The 23,814-nt window shown below is 31.2% G+C and carries 25 protein-coding genes; 14 read left to right on the forward strand and 11 right to left on the reverse strand.

Going from position 1 to position 23,814, the window contains the following annotated elements; all coding sequences use genetic code 11:
* Position 1 precedes the first annotated feature (1 nt).
* From QZ286_RS08630 to QZ286_RS08640, 3 genes are read right to left on the reverse strand one after another with little or no spacing between them, the layout of a single operon-like run.
* Positions 2–253 (reverse strand): hypothetical protein, encoded by a 252-nt coding sequence (locus QZ286_RS08630; protein ID WP_291256558.1) that lies wholly within the window; start codon positions 251–253, stop codon positions 2–4.
* Entirely contained in the window at positions 237–1,481 is a 1,245-nt protein-coding gene (locus tag QZ286_RS08635) for a folylpolyglutamate synthase/dihydrofolate synthase family protein (RefSeq protein ID WP_291256559.1), read from the reverse strand. The genes QZ286_RS08630 and QZ286_RS08635 overlap by 17 nt, the downstream gene beginning before the upstream one ends.
* Positions 1,482–1,493: 12 nt before the next feature.
* Entirely contained in the window at positions 1,494–2,189 is a 696-nt protein-coding gene (locus tag QZ286_RS08640; RefSeq protein ID WP_291256560.1) for a 5'-methylthioadenosine/adenosylhomocysteine nucleosidase, read from the reverse strand.
* Positions 2,190–2,347: 158 nt separating this feature from the next.
* Here QZ286_RS08640 and QZ286_RS08645 point away from each other — a divergent pair, with 158 nt between their 5' ends.
* Together QZ286_RS08645 and htpG are read left to right on the forward strand one after the other, a co-directional pair.
* A complete protein-coding gene (locus QZ286_RS08645) occupies positions 2,348–3,229 on the forward strand; it encodes a lysophospholipid acyltransferase family protein (protein ID WP_291256561.1) in 882 nt (293 codons plus the stop codon).
* A gap of 82 nt (positions 3,230–3,311) precedes the next feature.
* Positions 3,312–5,132 (forward strand): molecular chaperone HtpG, encoded by a 1,821-nt coding sequence (htpG, locus tag QZ286_RS08650; protein WP_291256562.1) that lies wholly within the window; start codon positions 3,312–3,314, stop codon positions 5,130–5,132.
* A 39-nt stretch (positions 5,133–5,171) separates the two neighbouring features.
* Here htpG and efp read toward each other — a convergent pair whose 3' ends face one another.
* Genes efp through QZ286_RS08665 form a run of 3 tightly spaced genes read right to left on the reverse strand, consistent with a single transcriptional unit; the run spans position 5,172 to position 7,851 of the window.
* Positions 5,172–5,735: an elongation factor P gene (gene efp, locus QZ286_RS08655; protein WP_291256563.1), complete on the reverse strand. Its 564-nt coding sequence runs from the start codon at positions 5,733–5,735 to the stop codon at positions 5,172–5,174.
* A 12-nt stretch (positions 5,736–5,747) separates the two neighbouring features.
* Positions 5,748–6,911: an elongation factor P maturation arginine rhamnosyltransferase EarP gene (earP, locus tag QZ286_RS08660; protein WP_291256564.1), complete on the reverse strand. Its 1,164-nt coding sequence runs from the start codon at positions 6,909–6,911 to the stop codon at positions 5,748–5,750.
* Positions 6,892–7,851, reverse strand: a complete 960-nt coding sequence (locus QZ286_RS08665) for an NADH:flavin oxidoreductase (RefSeq protein ID WP_291256565.1) — start codon at positions 7,849–7,851, stop codon at positions 6,892–6,894. Before QZ286_RS08665 ends, earP begins: the two co-directional genes overlap by 20 nt.
* A gap of 159 nt (positions 7,852–8,010) precedes the next feature.
* Between QZ286_RS08665 and QZ286_RS08670 the strand changes: the two genes are divergently transcribed.
* A complete protein-coding gene (locus tag QZ286_RS08670) occupies positions 8,011–9,633 on the forward strand; it encodes an ABC-F family ATP-binding cassette domain-containing protein (protein WP_291256566.1) in 1,623 nt (540 codons plus the stop codon).
* An 80-nt stretch (positions 9,634–9,713) separates the two neighbouring features.
* Here QZ286_RS08670 and QZ286_RS08675 read toward each other — a convergent pair whose 3' ends face one another.
* Positions 9,714–10,028: a hypothetical protein gene (locus QZ286_RS08675; protein ID WP_291256567.1), complete on the reverse strand. Its 315-nt coding sequence runs from the start codon at positions 10,026–10,028 to the stop codon at positions 9,714–9,716.
* A complete protein-coding gene (locus QZ286_RS08680; protein WP_291256568.1) occupies positions 10,029–10,670 on the reverse strand; it encodes a flavin reductase family protein in 642 nt (213 codons plus the stop codon).
* A 139-nt stretch (positions 10,671–10,809) separates the two neighbouring features.
* Here QZ286_RS08680 and minC point away from each other — a divergent pair, with 139 nt between their 5' ends.
* From minC to minE, 3 genes are read left to right on the forward strand one after another with little or no spacing between them, the layout of a single operon-like run.
* A complete protein-coding gene (minC, locus tag QZ286_RS08685) occupies positions 10,810–11,469 on the forward strand; it encodes a septum site-determining protein MinC (RefSeq protein WP_291256569.1) in 660 nt (219 codons plus the stop codon).
* A gap of 18 nt (positions 11,470–11,487) precedes the next feature.
* The gene (gene minD / locus QZ286_RS08690) at positions 11,488–12,279 is read left to right on the forward strand and encodes a septum site-determining protein MinD (protein WP_291256570.1); all 792 of its coding nucleotides are present in this window, start codon (positions 11,488–11,490) and stop codon (positions 12,277–12,279) included.
* A gap of 8 nt (positions 12,280–12,287) precedes the next feature.
* Entirely contained in the window at positions 12,288–12,551 is a 264-nt protein-coding gene (gene minE / locus QZ286_RS08695; RefSeq protein ID WP_291256571.1) for a cell division topological specificity factor MinE, read from the forward strand.
* A gap of 59 nt (positions 12,552–12,610) precedes the next feature.
* On the opposite strand, the gene adiA is transcribed toward minE, so the two are convergent.
* From adiA to QZ286_RS08710, 3 genes are all read right to left on the reverse strand, one after another.
* Positions 12,611–14,920 (reverse strand): arginine decarboxylase, encoded by a 2,310-nt coding sequence (gene adiA / locus QZ286_RS08700; RefSeq protein ID WP_291256572.1) that lies wholly within the window; start codon positions 14,918–14,920, stop codon positions 12,611–12,613.
* 32 nt (positions 14,921–14,952) lie between these two features.
* On the reverse strand, positions 14,953–16,383 hold the full coding sequence (locus QZ286_RS08705; protein WP_291256573.1) for a basic amino acid/polyamine antiporter: 1,431 nt from the start codon (positions 16,381–16,383) through the stop codon (positions 14,953–14,955).
* A 143-nt stretch (positions 16,384–16,526) separates the two neighbouring features.
* Positions 16,527–17,336, reverse strand: a complete 810-nt coding sequence (locus tag QZ286_RS08710) for a Cof-type HAD-IIB family hydrolase (RefSeq protein ID WP_291256574.1) — start codon at positions 17,334–17,336, stop codon at positions 16,527–16,529.
* Between the two features lie 124 nt (positions 17,337–17,460).
* On the opposite strand from QZ286_RS08710, the gene QZ286_RS08715 reads away from it, so the two are divergent.
* The 8 genes from QZ286_RS08715 to QZ286_RS08750 are packed head-to-tail and all read left to right on the forward strand — an operon-like array spanning position 17,461 to position 23,807.
* A complete protein-coding gene (locus QZ286_RS08715) occupies positions 17,461–18,480 on the forward strand; it encodes a type IV pilus twitching motility protein PilT (protein ID WP_291256575.1) in 1,020 nt (339 codons plus the stop codon).
* 12 nt (positions 18,481–18,492) lie between these two features.
* Positions 18,493–19,908, forward strand: coding sequence for a coproporphyrinogen III oxidase (locus QZ286_RS08720; RefSeq protein WP_291256576.1), 1,416 nt, complete (start codon positions 18,493–18,495; stop codon positions 19,906–19,908).
* A gap of 21 nt (positions 19,909–19,929) precedes the next feature.
* Positions 19,930–20,451: a helix-hairpin-helix domain-containing protein gene (locus QZ286_RS08725; protein ID WP_291256577.1), complete on the forward strand. Its 522-nt coding sequence runs from the start codon at positions 19,930–19,932 to the stop codon at positions 20,449–20,451.
* A 19-nt stretch (positions 20,452–20,470) separates the two neighbouring features.
* Entirely contained in the window at positions 20,471–21,361 is an 891-nt protein-coding gene (gene hslO / locus QZ286_RS08730) for an Hsp33 family molecular chaperone HslO (RefSeq protein WP_291256578.1), read from the forward strand.
* Positions 21,362–21,383: 22 nt separating this feature from the next.
* Positions 21,384–22,142 carry a TatD family hydrolase gene (locus QZ286_RS08735; protein WP_291256579.1) on the forward strand — a complete coding sequence of 253 codons (759 nt, stop codon included), beginning with the start codon at positions 21,384–21,386 and terminating at the stop codon, positions 22,140–22,142.
* A 9-nt stretch (positions 22,143–22,151) separates the two neighbouring features.
* Complete coding sequence (locus tag QZ286_RS08740; protein ID WP_291256580.1) at positions 22,152–22,976, forward strand: putative RNA methyltransferase; 825 nt, start codon at positions 22,152–22,154, stop codon at positions 22,974–22,976.
* Between the two features lie 2 nt (positions 22,977–22,978).
* Complete coding sequence (gene acpS, locus QZ286_RS08745; RefSeq protein ID WP_291256581.1) at positions 22,979–23,362, forward strand: holo-ACP synthase; 384 nt, start codon at positions 22,979–22,981, stop codon at positions 23,360–23,362.
* A complete protein-coding gene (locus QZ286_RS08750) occupies positions 23,352–23,807 on the forward strand; it encodes an NAD(P)H-dependent oxidoreductase subunit E (protein ID WP_291256582.1) in 456 nt (151 codons plus the stop codon). The genes acpS and QZ286_RS08750 overlap by 11 nt, the downstream gene beginning before the upstream one ends.
* Positions 23,808–23,814: the final 7 nt, after the last annotated feature.

The raw sequence follows: 23,814 nt of genomic DNA on the forward strand, positions 1-23,814 counted from the left end.
TCTAATCCTCTCCTTTTTTTGAAGATTTTTCAACTAATTTTTTAAAATTTTTTAAGTATTCATTATCTGTATAGAAATATTTTTTTCTCAGTAGGAAAGAGTTTTCAATCTCCTGTGTTTTCTGTTCTTTGACATAGTCAGCAACTTTTTTTTCTGCTCTGTACTGTCTATATAATTTGTTTTCAAAGAAGATAAAAACTCCCAATACTACCATATAGATGATAACTCTCAATAGATTATTTTTTCTTTTCATTCATTTCCTCTTTAAATCTACTTAGTGTATAAAAAGATCCACATAGAATAATAAGTTTTTTATTTAACTCTTTAGCCATAGAGTATGCCTTAGTTATATCATTTTCTACAGAGCAACCACTTTTATCACTCAATTGCTCAATTATTACCTCTCCAGTTGTACCTCTAGGATTATCTGCTAGAGATGTAAAGATAATATGTTTACTAATAGTTTTCATCAACTCTACCATATGAGTAACCTCTTTATCCTTTAAGATAGATGTTATGATGACAACATCTTCAGGTTTAAAATTTTTAGATATGATCTTACAAAGCTCTCTCATACCATCTACATTGTGAGCTCCATCTAAAAGAGTGAGAGGAGATTTGCAATAGAGTTCACATCTACACTGCCATACTACTTTTTTACAGCCAGATGAAATAGTTGCATCATCTATTCCCAACTCTTTTAATACCTCATAGGCAGTTAAAAAGTTTTTGAATTGATAATCACCAAAGAGGGAAAAATCAAACTTACTCTTTCCAATCTCAATATTCGTAGTAAAATTATCAAAATTCAATTTGAATTTAGCATCTCTATACTTTTCTAAGACATTTATAATAGTAGCCTTCTCTTCAGATATAGCTTTAAGAAAATCACTGTTGTTATCAGCAACAATTACCTTAGGACAATCTCTTATAATTCCAGCTTTCTCTTTGGCTATTTTATAGATAGAGTCTCCTAGATATTCAGTGTGATCTAAACTTACATTGGTAATGACACAGACCTCAGATTTACATATATTAGTTGCATCAAATCTTCCACCCATACCAGTTTCTAAAACTACATAATCAACTTTTTGATCAGAAAAAAATTGAAACATCATAGCAGTTGTAACTTCAAAAAAAGTAGGTTTAATTTCAGCTTTAGCTATTATATTTTTAATTTTTTCATAATATTTTACAATCTCTTCATCACTTATATCTCTACCATTAACTCTGATTCTTTCGTTAAATTTTAAGATGTGAGGAGAGGTATACTTTCCAACTTTATAACCTGCCTCTAATAAGATAGTTTCAATAGTTGTAGAAGTTGATCCCTTTCCATTAGTTCCAGCTATATGTATAACTTTGTAATTGTCTTGAGGATTTCCCAACTCATTGCAAAGAGTTTTAATATTCTCCAATCCCAATTTTATTCCATGCATAGAGTATGAGTAAAGTTCATTTAATAGAGCATCTATATTCATAGTCACACCTTCTTATAATCTTTCTAAGATCCCCTCTATTATAGTTTTAGAGTTTTTAGCAGCAAGTTTTACAAATTCTGGATAATCTACCTTAGCATCATCATCAGCTTTATCAGAGATAGCTCTTATAACTAGGAATGGAAGATTGAAAGTATAACAAACATGAGCTACAGCAGCTCCCTCCATCTCTGTACAGTAACCATCAAAGATCTCTTTAAGCCATTTGATCTTGTCAGGAGAAGCTATAAATTGGTCTCCACTCACTATTCTACCCTTCCATACTTTAGCTTCACCAAAAGCTTTTACTGCACAATCATAAGCTATATCTCTAAGGGTTTCATCAGTTTTAAATTTATATTCAGCCATTCTAGGAATTTGTCCTAACTCATAACCAAAGGCAGTTGTATCAAAGTCATGTTCAACTAAATCTGTAGCTATAACAATATCACCAATATTTATATCAGGATTTACTCCACCAGCAACTCCAGTAAATAATAGCATATCTACATTGAAATGACTCTTCATAAAAGTAGCACAGATAGCACCATTTACTTTACCAATACCACATTCAACTAAAACTACTTCTTTTCCTTTTAGTTCTCCTTTGAAAAAACTTAAATTTCCAATACACTCTTCCTCTATATTATTCATTACAGATTTTAACTCTATAATCTCTTCATTCATTGCACCTATGATACCTATTCTCATAAATATTTTCACCTCTATATCAAATTTTTATTCTCTAGAAATTATACCATATACTTGTATTCTAAGCAATTTATTAAAAGGTTTATTTGTAAGATAATATTATTTTTTTGGTTTTTATGCTATAATAAAGAGGTGAAATTAAAAATAGGAGAGAAGAGATGAAAAATTTAATATATAAATTTCAATTTTGGTTGGTTTTATTTTTTTATAAGATGTTATTGATGTTTCCAGAGAGTTCAAGATTTAAATTTGGAGATTTTTTAGGAAGTTTGAGTTATAGATTGATAAAAAAGAGAAGATTGATAGCCTTAACTAACTTAAAAATGGCTTTTCCTGAAAAGGATATACATGAAGTGGAGAAAATAGCTAAAGAATCTTTTAAAATTATGATAAAAGCTTTTTTATGTACACTTTGGTTTAAAGATTACTTAAAAGACAGGGTGACAGTAAAAAATAAAGATATTTTAGATAGAGAGTATAATAAGGGAAAAGGAGTTATAGCTGCTCTTATGCATATGGGGAATATGGAAGCTGCAATAAAGGCAGCTGAAGGGTATGAAGTTGTAACTGTGGCTAAAAAACAGAGAAATCCATATATAAATGATTTTATAACTAAAAGTAGAAAAGAGGATTTGAATTTAACTGTTTTTTCAAAAAGTAAATCTACAAGTAGAGAGCTTATTGAGAGATTGAACAACAAAGAGATATTTGCACTGTTCAGTGATCATAGAGATAAGGGAGCTATTGTTGATTTTTTTGGAATGGAAGCAAAAGCTCCGACTGGAGCAGTATCTCTGGCTCTAAAATTTGACATTCCTCTAGTTTGGGGATATAACTACTTCAATGCTGACAACAGTAGTACTACAGTAATTAAAAGTTTGGATATGATAAAGACAGGAAATTTTAAAGAAGATGTGTTAAGCAATACACAACTCCTTATTAGTGAGATGGAAAAAGTAATAAGGGAGCATCCAGAGCAGTGGATGTGGTTTCATGATAGATGGAATCTGTATAGTAAGTTCCATAAGAAAAAAAGATAGAAAATTATTGACAACCTCCTTAGTTTGTGATATATATTAATTGTTAGCCAGTAATTAATAAGAGTGCTAAGGAGGTATTTTTATGAGAAAAGAAGCAAGAATGTTTCAGGCAGAAACAAAGGAATTATTAAATTTAATGATACACTCTATCTACACAAATAGAGAGATATTTTTAAGAGAGTTAATATCAAATGCAAGTGATGCTATTGACAAGATAAAATTTGAATCTCTAACAGATAGTGAGATCTTAGGTGAGGATAGAGATTTTAAAATACTTATATCAGTGGACAGTGAAAAGAAAGAGATAAGTATTACAGATAATGGAATAGGAATGACTTATGAAGAGGTAGCAGAGAATATAGGAACTATTGCTAAATCTGGTTCAAAGGCATTTAAGGAGAAATTGGAAAATAGTTCAAAAGATGATATAGATATAATAGGACAATTTGGAGTAGGATTCTATTCAGGATTTATGGTAGCTGACAAGATGAGTATCTTAACTAAGTCGCCAAAATCAGATAAAGGAGTAAGATGGACTTCAACTGGAGATGGATCTTATGAGATAGAGGAGATTGAGAGAGCAGAGAGAGGAACAACAATTACCCTAACTATAAAAGATGGAGAGGAGTATAGTTCATTTTTAGAGGATTGGAAAATTAGAGACTTAGTAAAAAAATACTCTGATTATGTAAGATATCCTATTGAATTTAATAATGAGGTTATAAACTCTACAAAACCAATTTGGAAAACAGATAAATCTCAATTAAAAGATGAGAACTATAATGAGTTTTACAAATCTAATTTCCATGATTGGGAAGATCCAATGTTCCATTTTCATTTAAAAGTTCAAGGAAATATTGAGTATACAGCTCTTTTATATATTCCTAAAAAAGCTCCAATGGATTTTTACTCTAAAGATTACAAAAAAGGCCTTCAACTTTATACAAAAAATGTCTTTATAATGGATAAGTGTGATGAGTTGATACCTGAGTACTTCAGCTTTATAAAAGGGTTGGTAGATTGTGATGATTTATCATTGAATATCTCAAGGGAGATACTACAACAGAACAGCGAACTTACAGCTATTTCAAAACACCTTGAAAAGAAAATAATATCTGAACTTGAGTATATATTAAAAAGTGATAGAGATAGATATATTGAGTTTTGGGAAGCTTTTGGAAGAAACATAAAATTCGGTATTCATGATATGTTTGGAATGAATAAAGAAAAACTTCAAAATCTATTGATATTTAGAAGTTCATTAGAAGATAAATATGTAACTTTAAAAGAGTATGTAGAGCATATGGGAGATAAAAAAGAGATACTATATGTAGTAGGAGAGGATCTTGCAACTGTAAAATCTCTTCCTAAAATGGAAGCTTTAAAAGAGAAAGGTATAGATGTATTGATCTTAACTGATAAAATTGATGAGTTTGCTTTAAAAACAATGAATGAATTTGATGGAAAAACTTTCAAATCAATAAATGACTCAGATTTTAAAATGGAAGAGAACAAAGAGAAAGAGGAAGAGATTAAAAAAATATCAGAAGATAATAAAACTATGTTGGATAAGATAAAAGAGAGCTTAACAGGAAAGATAGTTGATGTAGAGTTGAGTAGTAATCTAGGAAATGGTGCATCAGCACTGCTTGCAAAAGGTGAGATCTCTCTTGAAATGGAAAAAGTTCTATCACAAATTCCTGGAAACGAGAGTGTAAAAGCTGAAAAGATATTAGCTTTAAATCCAGAACATCCATTATTTACAAAACTTCAAGAGTGTAAGGATACAGATAAATTTAACGACCTTTTAGATGTACTTTATACAGAGGCACTTATGCTAGAGGGATTCCAAATAGAAAATCCAGTAGAGTTTATTAAGAAGTTAAATAGTTTAATCAGATAAAAGAAAAAAGAGGTGAAAACCTCTTTTTTTTATGAAGAACTATTTTTTAATTCTTTCTACATATTCGTTAGTTCTAGTGTCTATTTTAATCCATTCACCTTGCTCTACGAATAAAGGAACTTGGATCTCATATCCAGTGTTGATTTTAGCAGGTTTTAATACTTTACCTGTAGTATCTCCTCTTAATCCTGGCTCAGTATAAACTATTTCTCTCTCTACGAAAGTTGGTAATTCAACTGCAACTGGAGTAGACTCATAGTAAACTACTTCTAATTCCATTTCTTCTTCTAGGTAGTATAAAGCATCTCCTAAATCTTCCTCTTTAAGTTCGATTTGATCCCAAGTTTCAGGGTTAGAGAATACATAGAACTCTCCGTCGTGGTAAGAGTAAACTGCTTTAACTTTGTCAAGTCTAATATCGTCCATTTTGTCATCTGCTTTGTAAACAGCGTCAGAAATGTTTCCTGATATTAAGTTTTTCATTTTGAATTTTACAACAGCGGCGTTTCTTCCTGATTTGTTGTATTCAGCTTTTAAAATTACAAATGGATCGTTTCCGATCTTGATTGTGCTTCCTGCTCTTAACTCTTGAGCTATTTTCATTTGTAAACCTCCTCAATATTTTTCTATGAAAATTTTTAATTTATTTATAAGATTACATTTTTGTATAAGAAAATCTCTAAAAATAGTATTGTATCTCTCTATCTTAGCAAGGTTCTCGAAAAAGTAAAGATAACTCTCCTTTCCAAGTTCCAAATTATTTTCCTTTCTAAAATTATAATCTTTAAAAAACTTCTCCATATTATCCAAAAATTCATCATCAGCAAACTCTTGAATAACTTTTCTATACTTATCTAAAAATCCCTCAATCTTATCTAGATGAGCAAACTCCTCTTGACAATATATGTGCCACATATAAGGTTTACCAGTGAGTACAGCCCTTATAAATGAGTCTTCCCCTCTGACAAAATTGAAATCAACTAGGTTGATTAACTCTTCATACTCCTCTTGATTAAGAAATTCTAAGAACCTTATCTCTATTTTACCATATTTTAACGAATTTCTAAAGTGTTCTATTGAAAAATTTTTTAAAATTTTTCTTAAACTATCTTGTGTCTTCTCTCCTAAGGCAAGTAAAACTACCTCTTTATCAAATTTTTGTAGATCTTCAATAAGTGGAATGAAATTTTTTTCGTAAGAAAAAAGAGTTCCCACAATTTTATTATCTATATTTTCAATATCAGCAAGATACTTATCCCTATACTCTTTTTTGTTCATAGCTACCTTTTTAGCTCTTTCAAGATAGTTAGAATCAGCAATAATCCCTCCACTCTTTTCAGTGAATCCAGGCATAAAGAAGAATTTTTTTAATTTTCCTTGTCCTAGAGGTGAACTTTGTAAATGAAAGTCCTCAATCCAATCTTCAGCAGAAAGGTATTCTAAATTGATTAAAAGATCTGAGTGATCATAGGCAATAGCCATATATTCCTCAGGGATTTTACAACCAAAAGCTTCTATTATCACTTGTGATGTAGATAGATCTTTTGAATTTTCTCTTAAATAATCAAAGGTGATGTATTCTATACTGTCAATAGTCTGAATACCACTATCTATTACAGATGAATTTATCTTTTTAAACTCATCCAATCTATTTAAGAAAACTCTTATTTTGCTATTGAAAAAAACTTTTTTTAACTCTTTAGCAACACGATATACTACACCAATATCTCCATAATTATCTATGATTTCACAAAATATATCAAGAGTTTTTAATTCCATTTCTTAATTCATACTCCTTTCTAGCTACATTTACCCAATTAGGACGAGCAATCATAGCTCTTCCAACTGCTACAAGATCAAGGAGATCATTTTCAACTAGCCAACTTGCTTGACTCTCTTTTTTTATATTTCTAACTCCAATAACAGGAATAGAAACATGTTTTTTTATCTCAGTTCCCATATATATTACCCAGTCTAGAGGAAAGTCACTAGGAACTTCTATCTTCTCTTTTCTATTGTATTTAGGATCAGGCACTCCAGAGGAAACATGTAAGAGATCAATACCAAGTTTTTCTAAAAACTTAGCAATCTCAATTCCATCAGCTAATTCAGGTTCATTTCCACCCATTCTATAACCTAATATAAAATTATCATCAAAAAGTTCTCTAGTCTCTTCTATCAATCTTTTTGAAAAATACATTCTATTTTCAAAAGGACCACCATACTCATCAGTTCTAGTATTCCAAAGTCTTGAATTAAGTTGTGAAATGAGATATGTGTGAGCACCATGAATTTCAATACCATCAAATCCAGCCTTTTTAGCTCTCACAAAGGCTAATTTAAATTTTTCTAGAATCTCTTCTAAAACTAACTTGTCTATATCTTTTATCCCCTCTTTAAATCCAGCATGATGAATTTGTATAAGAGCAGGAACACTGTATTCACGACATTTATCAGCTATCTTTTTCAATCCAGGAATAAATGAATCATTCCAAATTCCCAGTTGATTTTCTCTCAATTTACCATCTTCACTAACAGCAGTAGCTTCGACAATCACAAGTCCTACACCACCACGTAAAACATCTTCGTACCAACTTACTAATTCATCAGTAACATATCCATCTAATCCAACAATGGAGAATCTAACAAGTGGAGGGAGAACAATCCTATTTTTTAACTCTATATTTTTTATAGTTAATTTATCAAATATAGATGCCATACTCATCTCCTTTTTTATGAACATTCAGATTATATTATATGATAAAACATAAAAAAACTCAATATATTTTTTGTATGGGTTAAATCTTATTGTAAAAGTTTAAAATACATGGTATAATGTTATGGAATTTTTTGAAAGTTGAAAAGGAGGAGTTATTCAATGATCGCAACTAGTAATCTGGGGATGAGATTTTCTGGAAGAAAGCTTTTTGAAGATGTAAGCATTAAGTTTACACCTGGTAACTGTTATGGACTAATAGGAGCTAATGGTGCAGGAAAATCAACATTTGTAAAAATACTTTCAGGAGTATTAGAGCCTACTGAAGGTGAGGTAATTTTTGATAAAAATAAGAGAATGGCAGTATTAAACCAAAACCACTTTGCACATGAAGAGGATAAGGTTTTAGATGTAGTTTTAATGGGACACAAAAAACTATGGGATATAATAGTTGAAAAAAATGCTATCTACGCTAAAGAAGAGTTTACTGATGAAGATGGAATAAGAGCAGGAGAGTTAGAGGGAGAGTTTGCTGAACTTAATGGTTGGGAAGCAGAAACTGAGGCTGAAACTCTACTTATGGGATTAGGAATAGGTGCTGATCTACATCAAAAATATATGAAAGAGTTAGGAGAGCCAGAAAAAGTTAAAGTTCTATTAGCTCAAGCTCTATTTGGACAACCTGATGTATTATTATTAGACGAGCCTACTAACGGACTTGATATAAGAGCTATAACTTGGCTTGAAAACTTCTTAATGGGACTTGACAATACAACTGTAATAGTAGTATCACACGATAGACACTTCTTAAATAAAGTGTGTACTCACATAACAGATATAGATTATGGTAAGATTAAGATGTATGTTGGAAACTACGATTTCTGGTATGAATCAAACCAACTTATGGTAAAATTAATATCTTCTAAAAATAAAAAACTTGAGCAAAAAAGACAGGAGTTACAGGAGTTCATTGCAAGATTTAGTGCCAATGCATCAAAATCTAAACAGGCTACTTCTAGAAAGAAACTTCTTGAGAAATTACAACTTGAGGATATGCAAGTATCTAATAGAAAATACCCATTTGTTGAGTTTAAACAAGAGAGAGAAGCTGGAAACAATATGTTAAAAGTTGAAAATCTAACTAAGACAGTAGATGGAGTGAAAGTATTAGATAATTTATCATTTACTATCTACACTGGAGATAAGGTTGTTTTCCTAGCTAAGAATGATATAGTTAAGACAACATTACTTAATATTTTAAGTGGAGAGATGGAGCCAGATTCAGGAAGTTATACTTGGGGAGTAACAACTAGCCAAGCATATATGCCAAAAGATAATACTAAATTCTTTGAAAATAAGGATTTAAATCTAATAGATTGGTTAAGACCATACTCACCTGACCAGCATGAAGCTTTTGTAAGAGGATTCTTAGGAAGAATGTTATTTACTGGAGAGGAAACTTTAAAAAGTAGTTCTGTTCTATCTGGAGGAGAAAAGGTAAGATGTATGATAGCTAAAATGATGCTAACAAATGCCAATGTTCTTATGTTTGACAACCCTAATGACCACTTAGATCTAGAATCTATCACATCATTAAACAAAGCTTTAACAAACTTTAAAGGAACAATCTTATTTGGAGCACATGACCACGAGTTCATACAAACAGTAGCAAATAGAATTATTGAGATTACACCTAATGGAATATTAGATAAGACTATGAGCTATGATGAGTACTTAGAAGATGAGAGAGTACAAGCTAGATTAGAAGAGTTATATGCTGAATAATAACTAAAAGTAGAATAATTTAGAATAAGTAAAAAGGAAAAAAATTACTAATGGAGTAACTTTTTTCCTTTTTATATTTACTAAAGCTTTATAATAATGTATCTTTTTCCCTTAACTGTAATATATTCCTCTTTTTTCTTATGAAGTTTTTCAAACTTTCTGTGAGTGTATCTTTTGAGTTGTTTAGGAGGATAGTCTTTATGGAAGGCTCTAAACTCCATAAGTTGTATAGTAGCTGTAATTTCCTCTCTATCTTCAGCTACTAAATAATCATCAGTCCCAAATGTAAAAAGGATATTGTAGTAAATGGGGTCGTTTTTAATCTGTTTGAAATTAAAATTTTTCTTAGTTTGTTCAATAATATATTGCCCTAAAGCATTTAATCTATCTGACATCTATCTCTTTCCTTTCTTTTTAGTTTTATCTTTTTTCTTTTTTATAGTGTTTGTACTTTTTTTCTTCTCAATAGTAGCTTTTTTAGCAACTGAGTATCCAAAACTACCAATCGCTGTTTTAGGAACAGGAAAATACTCCCCATGAGAGTATGTTATTAAGTTAGCCCATTCAAAATGTATCTTTCCATTTTCATCAATAAGCTTTTCATCAATGTGTGAACATAATACTTCAGCTAAAAATAGATCGTGAGTTCCTAGAGGAATAATTGATTTTACTTTACACTCAATATTTACAGGACACTCATCAATATATGGGCTATTTACCTCTTTCCCCTCCTTCATAGTAAAATTCATCTCTTTGATCTTATCAACTACTCTTCCAGAACGAACTCCACAAAAGTCTGTTTCTCTAGTTAGCCTTCTTGTAGGCAGATTGATAGTAAACTCCATACTCTCTTTTATATAATCGTAGGATAATCTTTCAGGTCTAATTGAGATTGAAAGCATAGGTGGTTTTGTACATACAGTTCCTGTCCAAGCAACAGTAAATACATTATCTTTACCTTCACTGTTTCTACTTGTGACCATTACCACAGGAACAGGGTTTAAGACAACACTTCCTTTAAAAATATTTTTACTCATATAATTGCTCCTTTTTTTTAAATTCATTTTAAATTATAACATTTTTTCATATTTCTTACAATAATAATAAGGTGTAGTATTGATTAAATCTTGAACATATGGTATACTCACATTATAAGGACGAAAAAAGGTGGGACTTATGAACAATTACGTTATTTTAAAAGGAAAAAAGGATAGGTTATCTATTTATCTAAATGATGAAGTAGATTTTTTAACAATCAGAGATAGTCTTGTAGAAAAGATAATAGAAGCAAGGAATTTCATAGGAAAGGGACAGATTGCTATTGAATTTACCAATAGAAAATTAAGTGAACTAGAGGAGAATGTACTAATAGATTTAATAAAGGTGAATAGTGATTTGAATATAACCTATGTTTTCTCTGAATCTGATGGTGAAGTTGAACGGATAAAGTTTGTAAAATCTGTAACAGAAGAGGGAATTACAAAATTTCATAGGGGAACTTTACGTTCTGGAATCAAGTTAGAGTATGATGGAAATATAGTAGTTATAGGAGATGTAAATCCGGGAGCATTAATAAGAGCTAAAGGAAATGTTATTGTTTTAGGATTTTTAAACGGAACTGTCTATGCAGGACAAGATGGAGATAGAGATGCCTTTGTAGGTGCAACTCATATGAATCCAGTTCAATTGGTAATAGGGCATACTGTAGCTCAACCTATGCAAAGTAGAATCTTAGATACTAACAAAGTAGACAGAAAAGGTGGGTTTAAGATAGCGTATCTAAGTGGCAAAGAGATAAGAATAGAGGATTTTAGTACTCGTTTATTAAATGATTAAGAGTTAGGAGTGAAAAAAATGGCGAAGGTAATAGTTGTAACATCTGGAAAAGGTGGAGTGGGAAAAACTACAACTACTTCTAATATTGGAGTAGGATTAGCATTAAAAGGAAAAAAGGTACTTTTAATAGATACAGATATTGGACTTAGAAATTTAGATGTAGTTATGGGACTTGAAAATAGAATAGTTTATGACTTAGTAGATGTAGTAGAGGATAGATGTAGAATAGCTCAAGCACTGATAAAGGATAAAAGATGTTCAAATCTTTGTCTATTACCTGCTGCACAAATTAGAGATAAGAATGATGTTAGTCCAGAGCAGATGAAAAAGCTGATAGAGGGATTGAGAAAGGATTTTGATTATATCCTAATTGATTGTCCTGCTGGAATAGAGCAAGGATTTAAAAACGCAATAGCTGCTGCAGATGAGGCAATAGTAGTAACTACTCCAGAGATATCTGCAACAAGAGATGCTGATAGAATCATAGGACTATTAGAAGCAAATGATATAAGAAGTCCAAAGTTGATAGTGAACCGTATAAAAATGGATATGGTCAAAGCTGGAAATATGTTGAGTGTAGATGATATGTTGGATATTTTAGCGATAGAACTTATTGGAGTTGTACCAGATGATGAAAATATAGTAATATCTACAAATAGAGGAGAACCATTGGTATACAAAGGAGAGTCTTTAGCAGCTCATGCATATAAGAACATTGTTGAAAGAATAGAGGGACAGTCAGTTCCATTCTTAGACTTGGATATAAAGTTAAGCTTTTTTGATAAAATAAAAATGGTATTTAGTAAGTAGGTGACAAGATGGGTATATTTAGTTTTTTTAATAAAGAGGAGAAAAAATCAAAGAATGTAGCTAAAGATAGACTTAAACTTGTGCTTATACATGATAGAGCGATGCTTTCATCTGGAATGTTAGAGCAGATGAAAGATGATATAATTGCTGTTATATCTAAATATGTAGATATAGATAGAGATGCTCTTAATATAGATATTGCTGAAAATCCAGAAAATACAAGAAGAACAACATTGGTAGCAAATATTCCATTGAAAACAAAAAAAGCATAAGAGTTGAGAGAATAATAAAAAAATATGAAGAGAGATGTGAATATCTCTCTTCTTTTACTTTATTTTTCTTTTACACAAAGCACATGGTAGATACCATCTATAACTTCAGTTCCCTCTGTATCATGTTCAAATCCAGGGAAAGCTTTATCCCAAAGTGATAGTGCCTCTAGGTATTTTATTTGTGGGCTATTTTCATCACCGAAGTTTTCTCCTGACATAAGCATAGGTATTCCAGGTGGATAAGGAATAACTGAGTTGGCAGCTATTCTATTTACCAATTTGTCTGCAGGAACTAGCTCTATATCATTGCTAACAATTGAGTTATAAGCTTCTCTTGGAGTTATTTCGATTTTAGGTAGACTAGAGTAAGCTTTATTTAAAACTTCACCTAAATTATGTTCTCTAAGGTATTCAAACATCTTATCTCCAAGATCTTTAATTCCCATATCCTCATAGATTTCCTTATGACTGTCTACAAGATCAGGTAAAACTTCACTTATAGGGGCATTTCTATCATAAAGTCTTTTAAATTCTGATAGAACACTTACAAGAGTTCCCCATTTTCCTTTAGTTACTCCCATAGAGAAAAGGAACATCAATTGGAAATCAGTAGTTCTAGTAGGGACAATTCCATATTTATTTAAGAAAGCTGAAACTAGAGCAGCAGGAACACCTTTATCTAGTAATTCACCATCTTCTCCCATTCCTGGAGTTAAAATACTTACTTTTATTGGATCTAGCATACACCAGTTTTCAGGAAGATTTTTAAATCCGTGCCAAGAATCTTCTGGATGCATTATCCAAAAGTCTTGATCGTTAGCTAGTGTTTTAGTATCAGCCTCATAGAAAGGAACAACTTTACCTGAATGTTTTTCTTTGTATGATTCAGCATTCCAAGGTTTAAAGAACCAATTATTCTCTTTAGTGTATTCAGCATAAAGTTTTCCAATAACTTTACGGAATTCAACAGCTTCCTCTACTACCTCTTCCATTAGAGAGATACCAGATTCTCCATCCATCATAGCAGTAGCAATATCATTTGAAACAGCAATAGCATATAGAGGCGAAGTTGTAGCATGCATCATATATGCTTGGTTAAATCTGTTCTCATCCATTGATTTTTTACCATATCTTACATGAATAAATGATCCTTGAGAAAGAGCATTTAAAAGTTTATGTGTAGAGTGTGTAGCAAAAATAGTTGGTCCTTGATTATATTTTTCAGGCTCACCTCTCATAGCGAAATGATCTTCATAGATCTCATTAAATCTAGCATATCCATACCAAGCTTCATCAAAATGAATAATATCAGATGAAGATTCTAAAAGCTTTTCTACTTTTTTAGCATTATAAGTAACACCATCATATGTACAGTTAGTAACTACTGAATATACTGGTTTTTCATTTTCTCTGTTTTTCTCCTGAATAACAGGATTGTTTTGTATCTTTTTCAATATTGTCTCTTTTTCCATCTGTTCAGGAAGGATAGGACCAATAATTCCATATCTATTTCTTGTAGGAATCATATATATAGGAAGACCCCCACCTAAGATTAAACCTTGTTCTATAGATTTATGACAGTTTCTATCAGCTAAAACAATATCGTTATCTTTTATACATGCCTGCATAATTGTTCTATTAGAACCAGATGTTCCACCTAAAACAGAATAAGTTCTATCTGAACCAAAAACTTTTGCAGCATATTGTTCAGATTCACCAAAATATCCAGTATGGTCAAGTAGAGATCCCAATTCAGCTCTCTCTATACCCATATCTGTTCTAAATAGGTTTTCTCCATAGAAATCATAGAACTTCTTACCTACAGCAGTTTTAGTAAAACCAACACCACCTTGGTGTCCAGGTGCAGCCCAAGAGTATTCAGCTTTTTTCTCATACTTCATAATAGCTGCTGCAAGAGGAGGAAGTAGTTGTTTTCTATATCTTTCAATAGCAGCAGAGATACGCTCCATAATGAAAGCTGATGAATCCTCAAGAAGCCATACATATTCATCAATTAAAGTAAAAGTTTCAGATTTTAAAGAGTCAAGAGCTCTTTCATTTTCAGCAAGTAGAAAAACAGGAACATTCTCTTGTCTTTTATGTAATTGTATAATTAGATGTTCAAGTTTATCCTCTTGACCTTTTATACCATGTTTAGAATCCCAGTCAATAAGCATACAATCAATGTCTTTATTGAGCTTTATAATATCATTAGCATCCTCAATAGAGTTGGCATTTACAATCTGTATTCCTCTTTTTAAGATCTCCTCTTTTAAAGAGTGTAAAGCACCTTTGATACTGTTTTCTTCGTTCTTTTTAAAATCGTGAACAAATAAAACTTGAAATATTTCACCATCTAAACTTTTCATATAAAATCATCTCCTATATATTAAAAATAAATTTATGAATTAAGATTTAACTTACCTAATAAAAGTAAAATAATCGAGATTATACCAATTCCACTTAACAGAAAAGCTATAACCTTATCTTTACAAGTGAACATATCATTGCTTCTAATCTGTTTTTGTGAAACTACATATACAATAATTCCTAAGGCAAATATTGTAGTAGATACTAGAAGTAAAGATAATTGTGAAGAGAATAAAAGCCAAAGAGTGAATATGGCAGCAATTAAACCAGACATAAAAGCAAATCTTTTCTTTTTAGGTTCAAGATGAGTTAACTTACCACAAGTTACCTCTTTAATTAAGAAAAATGTACTTACAATGTATGGAGGAATAATCATCAATCCTGTTATATCTACAAGGAAAAGCCAAGCATTCTTATTGAATAGTACAACAAGCATAGCTAATTGCATAGCTATTGTAGATATAAGAAGTGAAGATGTAGGAGTTTCATTTTTATCAACTTTTACAAGAAAATTAGGGAAAACTCCATCTTTTGCAGCAATATAAGGAACTTCAGCAGTTATAACTGTCCAAGATAACCAACACCCAAGTAGAGCTATTATAATACCAATATTTACAAAAGTAGCTCCCCAATGTCCCACTATTTTTTCAAGGACATAAGCAGTTGAAGGGTTAGGTAATTTTGATAATTGAGCTTGATGAAAAACTCCGAATGATAGTATTGAAAGTGCAGAGAAAATAACTATACAAATGGCAATTCCTAAGATTGTAGCTTTTCCTACATCTTTTGAATTTCTAGCTCTTCCAGATAAAACTACAGCTCCTTCCAAACCTATGAAAGACCAAAGAGTAATAAGCATAGTACTCTTAATTTGTTGTGTCATACTACCTAAATGCTCAATTTTCCCCATCATATCATAGGTAGCAATATCTGAATTGAAACCTTTTACAAAGAAAAATAGAATGACAGCTAAAACTAAAAGTTTAGCAAAGGTAGCAATGTTATTTAAGAATGTAGCTTTTGAAACACCGCAAATAGCAATAAAATACATCAACCAGATAAAGACAGATCCACCTATAAAAGATTGAATGTTTTCACCGTTAAATATTGGATAAAAGTATCCAATTGTTTGCATTAGCAATACAGCAAAGGCCACATTTCCAAAGATTGAACTTAACCAATATCCCCATGCTATTTCACAACCAACGAATTTTCCAAATCCTGTTTTAGCATAAGCATATATACCTGATTCTAATTCAGGATTGTTATCAGCTAGGATACTGAATGTATTTGCAAGAAAGTAAATTCCAATAGCTGTTATAATCCAAGAGAGGATGACAGCTATGAATCCAGCATCAATACTCATATTGGAAGGGAGATTAAATATACCACCACCAATCATTGAACTGACAACAATTGCAACAAGTCCAATTAAGCCTAATTTGTTGTTTTTAGATTCCATATATACCTCCTGTTTGTTGAATTAATCTCTTTATAACAAGTTTATGTGATTATAATAAGAAGGAATTATGAGAGGAGAAATTGAAAATAAAAAAAGACTGAAAACAGCCTTTTTTTAACCTGTATTCAGTCGTAATAAATTACCTATTTGTTAAAAATTAATTTGTCAATTAAATATGCCATTCCACCCTCATCATTAGATTTTGAGATGAATGAGCAAACCCTTTTTATATCCTCATTGGCGTTGGCAACACAGGCAGCTAAACCAGCAGCTTTAAGCATAGGAAGATCATTGTAAGAATCTCCAACAGCTATACTTTCCTCAATCTTAAGTCCAAGTATATCCACTAATTTTCTAAGAGCCACTCCTTTGTCAACTCCTAGTTTAGTAACCTCTAAGAAGAAAGGTTTAGATATAGCAATACTGTAACTATCACCATATTTGCTCTTTAGTTTTGTATCCACTTCTTTTAAATATGAAGGCTCCTCTAATAACATACACTTAACAGCAGATGTATAGACAGCTTCTTTAAAGTTTTTAACAACTTTGTGTGGCATCTTTGTTAGATCAACTTCAACATCTATATATTCACTCTCAGTTTCAGATATAATTGTATCATCAATATATGTTAAAATATCTGTATTATTCTCCTTTGCAAAATCATACATAAGATGTAGATCCTCTTTTGTAAGACTAGCTTCAAAAAGATTTTTGTTACTTTTACAATCAGTTATAATAGAACCGTTAAAAGATAGAATAAAACTTCCATATTTTGCTAATTCTAACTCTTCAGCTAGAGTTTTCATAGCGAATGTAGGTCTACCAGAAGCAAGTACAAATTTAACTCCAGCTTCTTGAGCTCTCATAATAGCTTCCTTATCAACTTGAGATATTTTTTTCTCAGAGTTTAAAAGAGTATCATCTAGGTCAGTAAAGATTATTTTATAAGACAAAATATCACCTCAGAATTTTTCTTTACATTATAACATAGAATTAGAATTTTTTCTATTTGAAGAATAGAGAATAAATGGTATAATATATAGTAAATTCTGTATATTGAATAGATGGAGGTAGATGATGTTACTTGAAAATCTTTTGTTAGAAGCTAGAGAACAGAGGGCATCAGACATACATTTAGTATGTGAGGAATTACCAATATTTAGATTAAATGGAAGAATAGAGTTCATAGGAGAGGAGAGAGTAGATAGAAGATTTTTAAATCTATTAGTAGATCTGATCTTAAATGAGAGAGAAAAAAATATCTTATATCAGAATAGAGATTTGGATTGTAGTTTTGAAGATTCTAGAGGATTTAGATACAGGGCTAATTTTCATTGGGAAAAATCCAATATAGCAGTATCTATTAGATTGATAGAGAGAGCCAACTTGAGTATGGAAGAGCTGGGATTGCCAATAATTTTAAAAGAGCTACTCAACAGTAAAAAAGGTTTAATTTTGATTACAGGTCCCAGTGGAAGTGGAAAGAGTACAACACTTTCAGCTATGATAGAGGAGCTAAATGAGAGTAAGGCATTGAATATAATAACATTGGAAGATCCTATTGAGTATATTTTTAAGAGTAAAAAATCTTTGATAAGACAGAGAGAGGTAGGTAAGGATACACTAAGTTTTATTCAAGGATTAAAGAGTGTTTTAAGACAGGATCCAGATGTTATAATGGTGGGAGAGTTGAGAGATAGAGAGAGTATAGGAGCTGCTCTAACAGCTGCTGAAACAGGGCATCTAGTCTTGGGCACACTACATACAAATAGTGCAAGTGAAAGTATAAATAGAATAACTGATGTTTTTCCTGCTGAGGAGCAAAACGAGGTAAGAGTTAAATTAGCCTCTACATTGAGAGGTATTGTAAGTCAAAAACTTGTGAATACTCTTCAAGGAAAAAGAGTTGGTGCCTATGAGATATTAATTTCAACTCCAGCAATAAGCAATTTAATCTTAAATAACAAAACAAATCAAATTAACAGTATAATAGAATTGAATAGAAAAAAAGGTATGATACTTATGAGAAACTATTTAGAGGAGTTGTATAGTAAAAAAATAATTTCTCAAGAGGAGTATGAAGAGAACTTAGAGTAATTGGAGGAAAATGTGTTAATTAATTCAAATTTTCAAATGAATCACAGAAGTATAGAGGAGTTTGCAAGAGTTATGGTACCTGAAGCTTCTGATAAGAGTTTGGATATAAAAATAGAAAAAATAGATGGTGAAATAGTAGTAGAGTTAGAGATTGAAGGGAGAAAAGAGGTATTTAGATATCCTGATCAAGATGGAAGAATAGAGGATCAAGAGATAACAATGGTAAAAATTCTACTGTTAAAGTTTTTTAAAAAAGAGTACTCTTGGGGAGGTTTGATGGGAGTCAGACCAACTAAGGTAGTGAGAAGATTTTTAGCTTTGGGATATAGCTATGAAGAGATAAAGAAGATGATGCAGGAGTTTTTATTAGTAACTGAGGAAAAGATAGATCTTCTAATTGAAGTAGTAAAAAAAGAGTTGGAGTTTTTAGATAGAGAGCATATAAATCTATATATTGGAATCCCATTTTGTCCTACTAAGTGTAAGTACTGTTCATTTGCATCATATGAATTGAGTAGTGGAGTGGGAAGATACTATAAGGATTTTGTAAAAACTTTACTAAAGGAGATCGAATTAACTGGAGAGTTTTTAAAGAGAGAGGATTTTAGAATCTCTTCAATATATATAGGTGGTGGAACACCAAGTACATTGACAGAAAAAGATTTGGAAGATGTATTACAAGCTGTAAATAGATATATAGATATGAGTGAAGTGAGAGAGTTTACATTTGAAGCTGGAAGAGAGGACACTCTAACTGAGAAAAAACTTGAGATAGCTAAGAGATATGGAGTTGATAGAATAAGCTTGAATCCACAAACTTTTAAAGAGGAAACTCTAAAAAAAGTAAATAGAAGATTTAATAGAGAGAATTTTGAAAAGTATTTTATAAAAGCAAAAGAGTTAGGATTTATAGTTAATATGGATATAATAGTGGGCTTGCCAGATGAGACCACTGAAGATGTGCTCTATACTCTTGGAGAGCTAGAGAAGTTTGATATTGAAAACTTGACAGTACACACACTAGCTTTCAAAAGAGCCTCTAATCTATTTAAGGAGAGTCAAGATAGAGTAGAATTAGATGGAAAGAGAATAATAGGTAGAATAAAGGATTTAATAGAGAAAAAGGGGATGTTCCCATACTATCTATATAGACAAAAAAATATAATGGAGTGGGGAGAGAATATAGGATACTCAAAAACAGCTTGTGAATCTGTATTTAATATTGAGATGATAGAGGAAAATCAATCTACTATGGGATTAGGTGGTGGAGCGATCACTAAGATAGTTCTTCCTGAAAATGAGTATAGAGATTATATAGAAAGATATGTAAATCCTAAGGATCCAGCTCTTTATATAAGAGAGATGGAGGAGAGAATGGAAGCTAAGAAACAGCTATTTTTAAGATTGAAAGAGAGAGAAACTATATAATAAGATGATAGTGGGGGAAATATGAGAAAAATTTTTATGTTAATAATTATTATTTTTTCAGTATCAATTGGAATTTATGGAAATTCTTTTAAAAACAATGAAAATTTTGATATAATAATGAGTGAAAATGTTTTAGATGAAGAGAGTAAATTTTTAGATATAAATAGTGCTACAAAAGAGGAGATGACAGGAGCTGGAATCACTTTGAGATTAGCTAGAATGATAGTGGAGTACAGAGAGGAGACAGGTGGCTTTGAGAATTTAAATGAGTTAAAGAGAATAAAAGGGATAGGATCAGCTACCTATGAAAAGTTAAAGGGCAAATTTTTGATAAAAACTGAGATAGAGAAGAAACCTCTATATATCAATGAAGCTAATGATCAACTTTTGCAGTATTATGGTTTCGATAAAAAAGATATTAAAAATATTAGGAAATATTTAAATAAAAATGGTAAAATAAGCAGTAATCTAGATTTGATGGAAGTTCTTTCAGAGAAGGATTATAAAAAATATAAAACAATAATAAAGTATGATAAATTTTAAGGAAGTGAAGTGATAGAGAATGGGTAAATTAATAAGAGGAGTTAGTAAGAATGCGAGATTTTTTGTTGTGGATACAACAGATATAGTACAAGAGGCTCAAAATATACATAGATGTAGTCCAACTGCTATAGATGCTTTTGGAAGATTATTAACTGCTGGTGTAATTATGGGAAGTACTTTAAAGGGAAATGATGTATTAACTCTTAGAACAGATACAAATGGAGAGTTAAATAATATGGTTGTAACAGCAGATTCTGATGGAGGAGTGAAGGGATATCTTTCAAATCCAAGTGCTGATGTACCATTAAAAGATAATGGAAGATCTGATGTAGGGACTCTAGTAGGAAAAGGAATCTTAAAGATAATAAAAGATATGGGATTAAAAGAGCCGTATGTAGGTTTATCAGAGATAAATTCAGGTGAAATTGCTCAAGATTTAGCTTATTATTTCTATAACTCAGAGCAAACTCCAACTGTAATAGCTTTAGGTGTAAAATTAAAAGATGAGAATACAGTTGAATATGCTGGTGGATATATGATACAGCTTCTTCCAGATGCTGATGACGATTTTATAACAGCTTTAGAGCAAAAAATAGGAGCTATCAGACCAATGACAGAACTTATGGCTGGTGGAATGGATATAAAAAGAATAGCAAAACTTCTATATGAGGATATGAATGATGAAAATGCTGAAAAATTAGTAGAAGATTATGAGATATTAGAGGAGAGAGAGGTAAAATATAATTGTAACTGTTCAGCTGATAAGTTTTATAGAGGACTTATAACTTTAGGAAAAGATCAGTTAGAAGATATTTTCAAAAATGAGAAGGAGCTAGAGGCAGAATGCCACTTCTGTGGAAAGAGATATAAATTTGTAGAGGATGATTTTAAAGATATATTAGGAAAATAATAGAGAGTATGAGGTAGAGTAGATGAAATTAATAGATTCACACGCTCATCTAAATAATGAGCAGTTTGATGAAGATAGAGATGAAGTTTTAAATAGAATAAAAGATGAGTTAGAGTTTGCTGTAAACATTGGTTATGATCTTCCAAGTAGTAAGATAAGTGTAGAGTATGCTAACAAATATGATTTTATCTATGGAGTAGTAGGAGTACATCCTGTGGATATTGAAGGCTATAGTGAAGAGGTTGAAAGAGAGCTAGAGGAGTTAGCCAAAAACGAGAAAATTTTAGCTATTGGTGAGATCGGTTTAGATTATTACTGGATGAGTCAACCAAAAGAGGTACAACAAGCTGGTTTTAGAAAGCAGATGGAGTTGGCAAGAAGAATTGGAAAACCTGTTGTAATCCATTCAAGAGATGCTATGGAAGATACACTTAAAATTTTAAAGGAGTTTCCAGATGTAGGAGGAATATTCCACTGTTATCCAGGATCTGTTGATTCAGCTAAAGAGGTAATAGATAGATTTTATTTGGGAATAGGTGGTGTTTTAACTTTTAAAAATGCTAAAAAATTGGTAGAAGTAGTAAAAGATATACCATTAGATAGATTGATATTAGAAACAGATTGCCCATATATGGCTCCTGTACCAAATAGAGGAAAGAGAAATGAACCTATATATGTGAAGTATGTAGCTGAAAAAATAGCTGAATTAAAAGAGATCTCTTTTGAAGAGGTAGCAAGAATTACCAATGAAAATACTAAAAAAGCATATAAGATGATATAAGGGGAAAATATGATAATCTGTCCTGTTTGTAAAGAAAAATTGATAAAAAATGAGAGAACATATAGATGTGAAAATAACCACTCTTTTGATATGGGAAAACAAGGGTATCTAAATCTTTTACTCTCTAATCAAAAACATAGTAAAACTCCTGGAGATGACAAGGAGATGGTGCTTAGCAGAAAGAGATTTTTGGAAAAGGACTATTATAAGATAATTTCAAATAGTGTAAATGAGCTTATAAAAGAGAATCTTGGAGAGAAAAAATCTGTAAATATATTAGATATAGGTTGTGGAGAGGGATATTATACAGGAAATATAAAAAAGTTTTTAGAAAATTTGGAGATTGAGAGCAGAATAGTAGGGATTGATATATCAAAAGAGGCTGTGATAAGTGCAGCTAAAACCTATAAGAATATAGATTGGATAGTAGCGAGTGCTACAAATATTCCAGTAGCAGATGAGAGCTTAGATTTTATCATCTGTATGTTTGCAAAGATAATTCCTGAAGAGAAGATGAGAACACTGAAAAAAGGTGGAAAGTTAATTGTGGTTTCTACTGGTGAGAATCATCTAATAGAGTTAAAAAAAGTGGTTTACGAGAGTGTAAGAACAGAGTTTTACTCACCTATTGAGGATTTAAAAATATTCAAGCACTGTAAAAGAGTAAACTGTGTTGGAAAATCTTTTATAAAAGAAAATGAGAGTATAAGAAATCTATTTGATATGACTCCGTATAAATGGAGAAGTCCTAAAGCTGGAGTTGAAAGATTATTCAGCCTAGATAATTTAGAGATAACTATTGATGTAAATATTGATGTATTTGAAAAGGAATAGCTATGATATTTGGAATTGGAAATGATATTATTGAGATAGCAAGAATTGAAAAGGCTATTAAAAATGAGAGTTTCAAAAAAAGAGTATATACAGATCAAGAGATAGAGATAATAGAGAAAAAAGGTTTGGGAAGAGGAGCTAGTTATGCTGGAAGATTTTCAGCTAAGGAAGCAATCTCAAAAGCTTTGGGAACAGGGGTAAGAGGATTTAATCTAACAGATATTGAGATACTAAATGATGAATTGGGAAAACCCTGTGTAATTTTAAAAAATTCTCTTAAAGAGAAGCTAAAAGGTAAGAGAGTTGAACTTTCAATCTCACATTCAAAAGATTATGCAGTGGCTATGGCTATAATCATAGAAGAAGGAGAGAAAATTGATAGATAAAGATTTTTATAGTGAATTAGAGGAGTTTATTGCTAAATTATCAGATAAAAAAGATGATGTAAAAATTTTAAACTATGTACTGGATAGACTTGGAGCTATACCTAAAGAGGTTCAAAAATTTATTGCTGAAAAGACGGGATTGATGGAGATAACCATTGAGAATACTATTAACTTTTATCCTAAGTTTAGAGGAAAGGATTCGGGAGTAAAGGAAGTTGCTGTCTGTGTGGGAATGAATTGTGGACCTGCAGGAGGACAGCAGATATACAACGAGCTTGTAAAAATATTAGAACCTGATGAGAAAGGGTTATCTAAAGATGGGAAGATACTGCTTACTACTAAGAGATGTTTTGGAAGATGCGCTAAAGGTCCCAATGTATCTATTGATGGAGTAATTTATAGTTTGATGAATTTACAAGATGTAAAGAGAAAGCTAGGATTGTAATAGGAGG

It is taken from the genome of Fusobacterium sp. (genome assembly GCF_019012925.1).
Lineage (GTDB): Bacteria > Fusobacteriota > Fusobacteriia > Fusobacteriales > Fusobacteriaceae > Fusobacterium_A.

What these genes read in the sequence shown, in the direction of transcription:
- QZ286_RS08665 (WP_291256565.1), bottom strand. Translation starts at nt 7,851, where the DNA reads ATGGCATCTATATTTGATAAATTAACTATAAAAAATATAGAGTTAAAA.
- minD (WP_291256570.1), top strand. Translation starts at nt 11,488, where the DNA reads ATGGCGAAGGTAATAGTTGTAACATCTGGAAAAGGTGGAGTGGGAAAA.
- QZ286_RS08680 (WP_291256568.1), bottom strand. Translation starts at nt 10,670, where the DNA reads ATGAGTAAAAATATTTTTAAAGGAAGTGTTGTCTTAAACCCTGTTCCT.
- QZ286_RS08715 (WP_291256575.1), top strand. Translation starts at nt 17,461, where the DNA reads ATGTTACTTGAAAATCTTTTGTTAGAAGCTAGAGAACAGAGGGCATCA.
- acpS (WP_291256581.1), top strand. Translation starts at nt 22,979, where the DNA reads ATGATATTTGGAATTGGAAATGATATTATTGAGATAGCAAGAATTGAA.
- QZ286_RS08670 (WP_291256566.1), top strand. Translation starts at nt 8,011, where the DNA reads ATGATCGCAACTAGTAATCTGGGGATGAGATTTTCTGGAAGAAAGCTT.
- QZ286_RS08645 (WP_291256561.1), top strand. Translation starts at nt 2,348, where the DNA reads ATGAAAAATTTAATATATAAATTTCAATTTTGGTTGGTTTTATTTTTT.
- QZ286_RS08640 (WP_291256560.1), bottom strand. Translation starts at nt 2,189, where the DNA reads ATGAGAATAGGTATCATAGGTGCAATGAATGAAGAGATTATAGAGTTA.
- hslO (WP_291256578.1), top strand. Translation starts at nt 20,471, where the DNA reads ATGGGTAAATTAATAAGAGGAGTTAGTAAGAATGCGAGATTTTTTGTT.
- minE (WP_291256571.1), top strand. Translation starts at nt 12,288, where the DNA reads ATGGGTATATTTAGTTTTTTTAATAAAGAGGAGAAAAAATCAAAGAAT.
- QZ286_RS08630 (WP_291256558.1), bottom strand. Translation starts at nt 253, where the DNA reads ATGAAAAGAAAAAATAATCTATTGAGAGTTATCATCTATATGGTAGTA.
- QZ286_RS08635 (WP_291256559.1), bottom strand. Translation starts at nt 1,481, where the DNA reads ATGAATATAGATGCTCTATTAAATGAACTTTACTCATACTCTATGCAT.
- adiA (WP_291256572.1), bottom strand. Translation starts at nt 14,920, where the DNA reads ATGAAAAGTTTAGATGGTGAAATATTTCAAGTTTTATTTGTTCACGAT.
- earP (WP_291256564.1), bottom strand. Translation starts at nt 6,911, where the DNA reads ATGGAATTAAAAACTCTTGATATATTTTGTGAAATCATAGATAATTAT.
- QZ286_RS08725 (WP_291256577.1), top strand. Translation starts at nt 19,930, where the DNA reads ATGAGAAAAATTTTTATGTTAATAATTATTATTTTTTCAGTATCAATT.
- minC (WP_291256569.1), top strand. Translation starts at nt 10,810, where the DNA reads ATGAACAATTACGTTATTTTAAAAGGAAAAAAGGATAGGTTATCTATT.
- QZ286_RS08735 (WP_291256579.1), top strand. Translation starts at nt 21,384, where the DNA reads ATGAAATTAATAGATTCACACGCTCATCTAAATAATGAGCAGTTTGAT.
- efp (WP_291256563.1), bottom strand. Translation starts at nt 5,735, where the DNA reads ATGAAAATAGCTCAAGAGTTAAGAGCAGGAAGCACAATCAAGATCGGA.
- QZ286_RS08705 (WP_291256573.1), bottom strand. Translation starts at nt 16,383, where the DNA reads ATGGAATCTAAAAACAACAAATTAGGCTTAATTGGACTTGTTGCAATT.
- QZ286_RS08740 (WP_291256580.1), top strand. Translation starts at nt 22,152, where the DNA reads ATGATAATCTGTCCTGTTTGTAAAGAAAAATTGATAAAAAATGAGAGA.
- htpG (WP_291256562.1), top strand. Translation starts at nt 3,312, where the DNA reads ATGAGAAAAGAAGCAAGAATGTTTCAGGCAGAAACAAAGGAATTATTA.
- QZ286_RS08675 (WP_291256567.1), bottom strand. Translation starts at nt 10,028, where the DNA reads ATGTCAGATAGATTAAATGCTTTAGGGCAATATATTATTGAACAAACT.